4 protein-coding genes are annotated in these 8,151 nt (G+C 63.3%); all 4 read left to right on the forward strand.

Annotated elements, in window-relative coordinates:
• Window positions 1-1,484, forward strand: a 1,484-nt coding sequence (locus tag D3872_RS00285; RefSeq protein WP_119808921.1) for a sensor histidine kinase, incomplete at its 5' end; no start/stop codon positions are given.
• Between the two features lie 355 nt (window positions 1,485-1,839).
• Window positions 1,840-3,294, forward strand: a complete 1,455-nt coding sequence (locus D3872_RS00290) for a sigma-54-dependent transcriptional regulator (protein ID WP_119808922.1) — start codon at window positions 1,840-1,842, stop codon at window positions 3,292-3,294.
• A gap of 551 nt (window positions 3,295-3,845) precedes the next feature.
• Entirely contained in the window at window positions 3,846-6,788 is a 2,943-nt protein-coding gene (locus D3872_RS00295; RefSeq protein WP_119808923.1) for a ribonucleoside-diphosphate reductase subunit alpha, read from the forward strand.
• 321 nt (window positions 6,789-7,109) lie between these two features.
• The coding region (locus D3872_RS00300) for a ribonucleotide-diphosphate reductase subunit beta (RefSeq protein WP_182915626.1) at window positions 7,110-8,151 on the forward strand (1,042 nt) is incomplete at its 3' end.

Genomic DNA, 8,151 nt, shown 5'->3' on the forward strand with positions numbered 1-8,151 from the left:
TCGCGCTGCTGACGCTGGCGTGGAAGCGCCGCTTCCTGCTCCAGCTGTCGGCCCAGGTCGCGGTCGACATCGCGGTCATCTCGACGATCTACCTGGCCGGCGGCGGCCTGCAAAGCGGGATGGTGATCCTGTTCCTGTTCCCGCTGGCCGGCGCCGCCATCCTCGCGCCGCTGGTGCTGGCGTTGTTCTCCGCTTCCCTCGTCACCTTGTTCCTGCTGGGCGACGCCGTATTGCAGGTGTTCCTGGCGCAGGGCGAGGCGCGCCTGATGCAGGCAGGCCTGTACGGCGCCGCGTTCTTTGCCATCGTCCTGGCGGTGAACAGCCTGGCCGCGAAGCTGATCCGGCAGGAAGAGCTGGCCGCCGAACGCGGCATCGACCTGAAAACGCAGCAGGCCATCAACCAGATCGTCACTGCCGACGTGGCCGACGGCGTGCTGGTGGTGGGCCGCGACGGCGGCGTCTTCGCCAGCAACCCGGCCGCGCGCAGCATGCTCGGGCTGCCGGACGGCGTCTCCGATTTCGCGCTGGGCGAGATCCCGGCGCTGGCGCCGGTGGCCTTTGCCTTCGTCCAGTGGCTCGGCCAGCCGGCCGGCGCCTCCAGCCAGCATTCGGCTTTCGTCACGCTCAAGCCCTACACTGACACGCCGCAGTCGCCCAACACCCTGGGCTTTTCCGCCCGCCGCGAATTGTCGGCCCACCTGAAGCTGCGCTTTGCGCGCGTGGCGACGCCGAATGGCGCGGCCGAGCGCAGCGTGATCTTCATGCACGACGTGACGGCCATCGAAAACCAGGCGCAGCAACTCAAGCTGGCGTCGATGGGCCGCCTTACCGCGAGCATCGCGCACGAGGTGCGCAATCCGCTGGCGGCGATCGGCCACGCCACCGCGCTGCTGGCCGAGGACCTCGACAGCCCGGTGCATGCGCGCCTGCTGAAAATCGTCGGCGACAACGTCACCCGCGTCAACCGCATGGTCGAGGACATCCTGCAACTGTCGCGCAAGGTGCAGCCGAACGGCGAGCCGCTCCAGCTCGACGCTTTCCTGGCCGAGCTGAAGGCCGAATTCACCGAAACCCACGGATTGGCCGGTGATATAGTCTGGATCGGCAATACCGGCACGGCGCCGGTGCGCTTCGATGCGCTGCACCTGCGCGAAGTGGTCGTCAATCTGCTCAACAATGCGATCCGCTACGCCAGCCGCCTGCCGGCCAGCATGCGCCTGTGGGTGGTGCAGGAGGCCGGCCAGATGGAGCTGCACGTGCAGGACGACGGCCCCGGCATCACGCCCGAAGTGCGGGCCCACCTGTTCGAGCCGTTCTACACCACCTCGAGCAAGGGCACCGGCCTTGGCCTGTACCTGGCGCGCGAACTGTGCCTGAACAACGAGGCGAAGCTCGACTACGAGTACCGATTCGACGGCGCGCCGGCCGCCTCGCAGCATCCGACCGGCAGGTTTGTCATCACCTTCGCGCCGCCGGCGGCGTAACGCGATCCTCGCAGCTGAAAGGCAGTTCGTTGACATCCTCCCCTTCATAAACGGAAGGGGATTCCCACTGCTGGCGTCTGATGCCCCAGACGGAAGCCGGACTGAAAGTAGCCCAGCTTCTTATTCAATCCGCAGGATGTCTCTCGACCTCACCTAAAGGCGACTGCGGATCGGAAAAAACGGTACAGGTGACTCATGCCCCAGCGCGTAATCGCATACTGAAGCACTTATGGAGTTTGACCATGCCCCAACACCAAAGTTCAAAACATTTTTTCACGTGGACGGCTGCGGGCGCTACGCGCCCGGCTCCTTTCACTCCCCGTCCTGAAGGACGATGTTTCTCGGAGCAAATCTGATGAGTTCTCCCCGCATCCTGGTTGTCGACGACGAGGCCGACCTGCGCGAGCTGCTCGAGATAACGCTCCTGAAAATGGGACTGGACGTGGACAGCGCCGAGACCCTGGGCGAGGCGCGCGCCTTCCTGGCGAAGACCGACTATGCGCTGGTGCTGACCGACATGCGCCTGCCCGACGGCCTTGGCATCGAACTGGTGCGCGAAGTAACCGCAACTTGCAAGGGCACCCCGATCGCGGTGGTGACGGCCTACGGCAGCGCCGAAAACGCGGTTGTGGCGCTCAAGGCCGGCGCCTTCGATTACGTGACCAAGCCGGTGGCGCTCGACCAGCTGCGCATCATGGTGCAGTCGGCGCTGCGCGTCTCGGCCGGCACGCCGGGGCAGGCATCCGCCGCCGCTGGAACGGCGCCCTCGCGCCTGATCGGCAATTCGCCCGCGATGCAGGGACTGCGCGCGCAGATCGCCCGGCTGGCCCGGTCGATGGCGCCGATCTCGATTACCGGCGAATCCGGCAGTGGCAAGGAACTGGCCGCGCGCGAGATCCACGCGCAAAGCTCGCGCGCCGCCAAGCCTTTCATCGCCGTCAACTGCGGCGCGATTCCCGAGGCGCTGATGGAGGCCGAGTTCTTCGGCTACCGCAAGGGCGCGTTCACCGGCGCGGCGGAAGACCGCGACGGCTTCTTCCAGGCGGCGAACGGCGGCACCCTGATGCTCGACGAGGTGGCCGACCTGCCGCTGGCGATGCAGGTCAAGCTGCTGCGCGCGATCCAGGAGCGGCGCGTGCGCAAGATCGGCGCCACCGCGGAAGAACCGGTCGACGTGCGCCTGATCAGCGCCACCCACCAGGACCTGGCCAAGTGCGTCGAGACCGGGAAGTTTCGGCAGGATTTGTTCTACCGCCTGAACGTGATCGAGTTGTCCTTGCCGCCGCTGCGCGAGCGGCTGGACGACCTGGGCGTGCTGGCCGATACCGTGCTGGCGCGGCTGGCCGGGCCGGGCAATGCGCGGCTGGGCGAGGGCGTGCTTGAAACGCTGGGCGCGTATTCCTTCCCCGGCAATGTGCGCGAACTGGAGAATGTGCTGGAGCGCGCGCTGGCGTTTGCCAACGATGGCATGATCGAGGTGGGCGACTTGTCGCTCAAGAGCGCGCGGCCGGGCGAGCCGGCGCACAGCGCGGCCGAACCGGCGGCGGCACCGGCTCCAGTGGCGGTGGCTCGGGCGCCTGTGGCGTCCGCGATGGCCGAAGCTTCCGCGCAAGCGCCGGCCAGCCTTGCACCCGATGCGCTGCCGAGCAGCCTGCCCGACTATCTCGAGCAGGTGGAGCGCGATATCATCCTGCGCGCGCTGGCGCAGACCAATTTCAACCGCACGCAGGCGGCCCAGCTGCTGGGGATCAGCTTTCGCCAGTTGCGTTATCAGATGCAGAAGCTCGACATCCACGCGCCTGAACCCTGACGCCACCGCGCCGCTTGCCGCGGCGGGCCAACAATGCCGCGCGGCTGCTGCACGGCCGTTTCCAACGCCAAAATCCCGCCTCGCGCAAGGCCGCCGAAAGCCTCGAAACTTTAGCCATAAAATCACCAAATCTTTCCACGCGGACACGTCGAAGTTAGCACCTACTTACACGATGCGCCACACCCGGCGGGCGCTCCAGAATGTCAAGGTTTAGCACCCAAAAAAATGACAAATAATTTAGATTTCTCTGGTTAATAAGCTATTGCAACAGGGCGGGTGCGGCACTACAATTAGTGTCATTAGTAAGCAATGCACTAGATGTAGTGGTAGCTAAGGAGCAAGCACCTAGGGAGTCCTCACCGGCCCAGCCGTTCTCCTAAGGTCTTGATCTTGCGTTAAAAAAACCTTTTTTGACCGTGTTCCCCAACCAGGCAGCACCGCTCGGAAGGGGTATTTTTTGCTTTATAGATGTGTTCGCGGACCGGGATCCACCGGTTCACCCAACAACAATCGGCGGCAGCCAGAAGCTGAACGTCGTTCCTGGAGAGACTATGCAAACTTCCCAAGACATTTCCACCACCTCACCCGCGACACCAGGAGCGACGGGCAATGCTGCGCCGTCGGGCGCCCAGGCCATCGTCGCCAACGGCGACTACCGCATCATCCGCCGTAACGGCGCGGTGGTGGCATTCGAGCCGTCGAAGATCGCTGTCGCCATGACCAAGGCCTTCCTCGCCGTGAACGGCGGGCAGGGCGCAGCTTCCGCGCGTATCCGCGAGCTGGTCGAGCAGCTGACCGACAACGTAGTCGCAGCACTGGTGCGCCGCCAGCCTTCCGGCGGCACCTTCCATATCGAAGACGTGCAGGACCAGGTGGAACTGTCGCTGATGCGCTCGGGCGAGCACGATGTCGCGCGCGCCTATGTACTCTATCGCGCCAAGCAGATGGAAGAGCGCAAGCAGCAGAAGCTGGCCCAGGGCGGTTCGTCCGACGTGGCGGCACCGCAGATCCACGTGACTGAAAACGGCGAGCGCCGCCTGCTCGACATGAACCAGGTCATCGGCCTGATCAACGCAGCCTGCATCGGGCTGGAAAAGCACGTCGACGCAGACGCCATCCTGGCCGAGACGGTCAAGAACCTGTACGACGGCGTACCGGTCGAAGAACTGCACAAGTCGGCCATCCTGGCTGCGCGCGCGCTGATGGAAAAAGACCCTGCCTACTCGCAGGTCACCGCACGCATCCTGCTGCACACCATCCGCAAGGAAGTCTTCTGCAAGGAAGTGCCGCAGGCGCAAGCCGCCGCGGCCTACGTCGAGTACTTCCCGCAATACATCGCCAAGGGCATCGCCAACGAACTGCTCGATCCTGAGCTGGCAAACTACGACCTGGCCAAGCTGGCCAAGGCGCTGGTCGCCGACCGCGACCTCCAGTTCGGCTACATCGGCCTGCAGACCCTGTACGACCGCTACTTCCTGCACGTGCGCGATGTCCGCATCGAAATGCCGCAGGCGTTCTACATGCGCGTCGCGATGGGCCTGTCGCTGCGCGAAGAAAACCGCGAAGCGCGCGCCATCGAGTTCTACAACCTGCTGTCGTCGTTCGACTTCATGAGCTCGACCCCGACCCTGTTCAACTCGGGCACCCTGCGTTCGCAGCTGTCGTCGTGCTACCTGACCACCGTCTCGGACGACCTGGAAGGCATCTACGACGCGATCAAGGAAAACGCACTGCTGGCGAAATTCGCCGGCGGCCTGGGTAACGACTGGACCCCGGTGCGCGCCCTCGGCGCCCACATCAAGGGCACCAACGGCAAATCGCAAGGCGTTGTGCCGTTCCTGAAAGTGGTCAACGACACCGCCGTCGCGGTCAATCAGGGCGGCAAGCGCAAGGGCGCGGTCTGCGCCTACCTGGAAACCTGGCACATGGACATCGAGGAATTCCTCGACCTGCGCAAGAACACCGGCGACGACCGCCGCCGTACCCACGACATGAACACCGCAAACTGGATTCCAGACCTGTTCATGAAGCGCGTGATGGAAAAGGGGACCTGGACCCTGTTCTCGCCGTCCGAAACGCCTGACCTGCACGACAAGGTCGGCAAGGCCTTCGAGCAAGCCTATGTCGGCTACGAAGCCAAGGCAGCCGCCGGCGAAATCCGCGTGTTCAAGAAGATCGAAGCGCTCGACCTGTGGCGCAAGATGCTGTCGATGCTGTTCGAAACCGGCCATCCATGGATCACTTTCAAGGACCCATGCAACATCCGTTCACCGCAACAGCACGTCGGCGTGGTCCACAGCTCGAACCTGTGCACCGAGATCACCCTGAACACCGGCCCGGACGAAATCGCTGTCTGCAACCTGGGTTCGGTCAACCTGCCTGCCCACATGAAGGACGGCAAGCTGGACGCGATCAAGCTGCAGAAGACCGTGCGCACTGCGATGCGCATGCTCGACAACGTCATCGATATTAACTACTACGCCGTCGAAAAAGCGCGTAACGCCAACATGCGCCACCGTCCGGTCGGCATGGGCATCATGGGCTTCCAGGATTGCCTGCACATGATGCGCGTACCGTATTCGTCGATGGCAGCGGTGGAATTCGCCGACAAGTCGATGGAAGCGGTCTGCTACTACGCCTACCTGGCATCGACCGAACTGGCCGAAGAACGCGGCCGCTACGAGTCGTACGCCGGATCGCTGTGGGACCGCGGCATCCTGCCGCAGGACTCGGTCAGGCTGCTGGCCGAAGAGCGCGGCGGCTACCTGGAAGTCGATTCGTCCGAATCGATGGACTGGACCGTGGTGCGCGAGCGCATCAAGCAGTTCGGCATGCGTAACTCGAACTGCGTGGCGATCGCACCGACCGCGACCATTTCGAACATCATCGGCGTATCGGCCTGCATCGAACCGACCTTCCAGAACCTGTACGTGAAGTCGAACCTGTCGGGCGAATTTACCGAAATCAACTCGTACCTGGTACGCGACCTGAAGGCGCGCGACCTGTGGGACGAAGTGATGATCTCCGACCTGAAGTACTTCGACGGCTCGCTGGCCAAGATCGACCGCATTCCGCAGGACCTGCGCGACATCTACGCCACCGCGTTCGAAGTATCGCCAAGCTGGCTGGTGGAAGCCGCATCGCGCCGCCAGAAGTGGATCGACCAGGCCCAGTCGCTGAACATCTACATGGCCGGCGCATCGGGCAAGAAGCTGGACGAGACCTACAAGCTGGCATGGCTGCGCGGCCTGAAGACCACCTACTACCTGCGCACCATCGCAGCGACCCACATGGAGAAGTCGACTTCCCGTACCGGCGCGCTGAACGCGGTGGCGGTGGACGGCGGCATGTCGGCCAGCGCGATGGCGGCAGCGGCAGGTCCGGTGACCTCAGCCCCGCCGATGTCGATGGAAGGTGTGCAAGTCGACGAGGGCGCGGCCTGTTACCTGCGTCCGGGTGACGACGGTTTCGAGGAATGTGAAGCCTGCCAGTAATACAATAGAGGTGTAGTGGGGCCGTGGCCGGTTATGCCACGCTCCACCCACCCAACAGTACCGAGGGACATCACCGTCCCCAACGTTTGCTCTCAAAGCGTAGGGCGGACAAGCGAAGCGGTGGAGCAGGGGTTTCGAATCGCATGCGATTCGCCTGCGCAACGGTTCCCGCTTGCAAGCGGGAACTCCTAAAGCGAAGCCTCCGCCGAATTGGCAGGCCAGCGGCGCAGAGTAGGGTGGATGGAGCGAATAGCGCAATCCGCCAACCCGCGCCACCAAGAAATCAAACGATCAGCACAGAAAAGAACAGGGGACCAAATCATGTTGTCATGGGACGATGAACCAAGCGCGAAGTCCGCGCACCCAGCCCCGATGAGCGCAGTAGAACCAGCCGCCGACGCCGCCCTGGTCGCCAAGCGCGTCCACGCGGACGACAAGCGCATCATCAACGGCCAGACCGACGTCAACCAGCTGGTGCCATTCAAGTACAAATGGGCCTGGGACAAATACCTGGCCGGCTGCGCCAACCACTGGATGCCGCAGGAAGTAAACATGCAGCGCGACATAGAGCTGTGGAAGAACCCGAACGGCCTGACCGACGACGAGCGCCGCCTGGTGAAGCGCAACCTCGGCTTCTTCGTGACCGCCGACTCGCTGGCCGCCAACAACATCGTGCTGGGCACCTACCGCCACATCACGGCGCCGGAATGCCGCCAGTACCTGCTGCGCCAGGCCTTCGAAGAAGCGATCCACACCCACGCCTACCAGTACATCGTCGAATCGCTGGGCCTGGACGAAGCGGAAATCTTCAACGCCTACAACGAGATCAAGTCGATCCGCGACAAGGATGAATTCCTGATTCCGTTCATCAATACGCTGACCGACCCTGCCTTCACCACCGGCACCGTCGAGAACGACCAGAAACTGCTGAAGTCGCTGATCGTGTTCGCTTGCCTGATGGAAGGCCTGTTCTTCTACGTCGGCTTCACCCAGATCCTGGCGCTGGGCCGGCAGAACAAGATGATGGGCGCGGCGGAGCAGTACCAGTACATCCTGCGCGACGAGTCGATGCACTGCAACTTCGGTATCGACCTGATCAACACGATCAAGATGGAAAACCCGCAGCTGTGGACGCCTGCTTTCCGTGACGAAATCAAGGCGCTGTTCCAGAAAGCCGTGGAACTGGAATACGCCTACGCGGAAGACACCATGCCACGCGGCGTACTGGGCCTGAACGCCACCATGTTCAAGGGCTACCTGCGCTTCATCGCCAACCGCCGCGCGACCCAGATCGGCCTCGAGCCACTGTTCGCCCAGGAAGAGAATCCATTCCCCTGGATGAGCGAGATGATCGACCTGAAAA

The organism is Massilia cavernae, from assembly GCF_003590855.1.
Classification (GTDB): domain Bacteria; phylum Pseudomonadota; class Gammaproteobacteria; order Burkholderiales; family Burkholderiaceae_D; genus Telluria_A; species Telluria_A cavernae.